Origin of the sequence: Clostridium sp. HBUAS56017 (genome assembly GCF_007115085.1) — a bacterium.
GTDB classification, from domain to species: domain Bacteria; phylum Bacillota; class Clostridia; order Clostridiales; family Clostridiaceae; genus Clostridium; species Clostridium cibarium.
In genome coordinates this window covers 24,531-26,203 of the sequence record NZ_SULK01000005.1, presented here as the reverse complement: position 1 = coordinate 26,203, position 1,673 = coordinate 24,531, and the positions used below count along the sequence as shown (strand labels likewise).

Sequence of the window (1,673 nt, the reverse complement as noted above, 5' to 3'; positions counted from 1 at the left end):
TAGCTCAGCAAGTATCTGATGCAAAGGATGAAAAGGGATTAGCTTATTGTACTGGGTATACAGCTGGACTTATAGCACAGATGGTACTTCTTAAGAGGGTTAAGGGTGGTACTGGTGCTGAGGTTGTTGAGAAAGGTCCTTATTCTGGGGAAGAGTGGTACAATTATTTAAAAAAAGCCTATGGAGAGGATAATGTTGATTGGGCTTCAGGAAAATATAAAGCCAATGATATTTCAACAGAATTTGACTATTATGTTTCTCAAAGATACATAGACAGTCATATTGAATTATATGAAAAGTATTTTGGATTAAAAGACTCTGGATTAAGCCATAAAGAAATAAATAATAAGTTATTGGATAACTATTTAGATAGTAGAATTAGTGATTCAGGCGGTTGGTTTACTGATAAGAATGCTAATGAAGTAAAAAGTGCCATGGAACAAGCTTATAATAATTCAAATAATATAGATACTACAATTTCTAAAGAATTATTTTATGATATTAAGAATGAACTAATACCATATGAACCGGAAAAACAGTTCCCTAATGCATACAAAATATACAAAGAAAAATTTTTTAATAGCAATTCTTTAGGTGCTATTATTAATAATGGGATTCGTAAAAAAATTGAATTTGAATGGAATGCATGGGGCAGAGAAGGTTTAAATGGTAAAAAATCTGCATTATATGTATTAAATTATGATGATGCAAAAGCAATAAGCGAAACATGTTTAAATTCAAAAGAAATTGCTATCAAACTGGGCTTGGCTGAAGATACTTATAGCGATGGAGTATGGTTAGGAAAAATTGATCCTACGGCAGTAGAAAATATAAGAATTTCTACTGCAAATGAATTAGGTGCAAACGAATGGTGGGTACCAGGATTGAGAACTTCTGGTGGTCAGTATGAAACTGTTATTAGTAGGATTGAAAATATTGATGAAGCTATAGATAAGAAAATAGTATATTTTGAAAAAATAAAGAAATAGGAGGAATAATTATGTATTATTCAGCATATGAGATTTTAAAAAATTCAATTAATAAAAATGAATTCAAAGATTGTATAATGGGAAAAGGGAAATATAGATATGAGGATAAGGATAATTCTGGACCAGTTGATGAGAATTTAATTCTAAAAGGAATTTATGAGTTGCATATTAAGGAACCTAAATTAGCTATTAATGCAGTATTTGAAAAGACTATTCTTGAAATGCTTGAAGGTAATGTTGAGGAAATATATTTAGCAATATACTATATGTTTGAGCAAGTTGGAAATGAATATGAAAAATTAGCACCATTTACAATTGATATAGACAGAATATTTAAAAAAACAACTGAATCATTAAGAGCAAAAAGGTTAGAACTTGAGAATATTAATGCTTTAGAACGATTAAATATTAAAGGAAATATAATGAAAAAAGTTATAAGAATAAATGATTTTTCATTTGCGGAATATGGTAGGAAAATATTTGATTTATAGATTATGACTACATAGAGAAAAGTATATAGTATGATGGGTAAGATTAAATAGAGTTTTAAGAGAATTATATACTATATAATAAAGTGTAGGTTAATTGAATAATAGTAATAATGTAGTGAAAAGATGAAATGAATCAGCCGAAATTTAAGTAAGCTGATTCATTATTCTTTAATAGATAATTACAGTTGATGAT

At 28.3% G+C, this 1,673-nt stretch carries 2 protein-coding genes; both read left to right on the top strand.

Translation table 11 applies throughout. From position 1 onward, the window contains the following. On the top strand, nt 1-989 hold a 989-nt coding region (locus FAY47_RS06325; RefSeq protein WP_185966748.1), incomplete at its 5' end, for a hypothetical protein. A gap of 11 nt (nt 990-1,000) precedes the next feature. Further along, nucleotides 1,001-1,480: a hypothetical protein gene (locus FAY47_RS06320; RefSeq protein ID WP_143315799.1), complete on the top strand. Its 480-nt coding sequence runs from the start codon at nt 1,001-1,003 to the stop codon at nt 1,478-1,480. Nucleotides 1,481-1,673 lie beyond the last annotated feature (193 nt).

Bases quoted from the DNA above. Each gene is read 5' to 3' on its own strand.
- FAY47_RS06320 (WP_143315799.1), top strand. From the start codon at position 1,001: ATGTATTATTCAGCATATGAGATTTTAAAAAATTCAATTAATAAAAAT.